Here is a 329-nt window from a genome sequence, read left to right as displayed (position 1 = left end):
ATGCGCAGGAGCAGGAAGTGGTCACCACCACGCTGCGCGCCAGCCTCCAGGCGATCAGCGAGGGCGACCTCACCCAGTCGATCAAGGCCGAGTTCCCGCCCGCCTATGCCGAACTGAAGACCAACTTCAATTCGGCCGTCGGCGCCCTGCGCGAGCTCATCGGCGCGGTGACCGAAAGCACCCACGCCATCCGCACCGGCTCCAGCGAGATCGCCCAGGCCTCCGAGGACCTTGCCCGCCGCACCGAAAGCAATGCGGCGAGCCTTGAGGAAACCTCGGCGGCGATCACCCAGATGGACGGCCGCCTGCGCGCCACCGCCTCTGCTGCC

The 329-nt window shown here is 68.7% G+C and carries 1 pseudogene; it reads left to right on the top strand.

From position 1 onward, the window contains the following. Nucleotides 1-17: 17 nt before the first annotated feature. Nucleotides 18-329, top strand: a pseudogene (locus tag OKA11_RS24560) (methyl-accepting chemotaxis protein); the annotation flags it as partial.

It is taken from the genome of Novosphingobium clariflavum (genome assembly GCF_026420865.1).
GTDB lineage: Bacteria > Pseudomonadota > Alphaproteobacteria > Sphingomonadales > Sphingomonadaceae > Novosphingobium > Novosphingobium clariflavum.
Note: the sequence above shows the minus strand (reverse complement) of the source record. Positions and strands in the feature narration are given on the sequence as shown.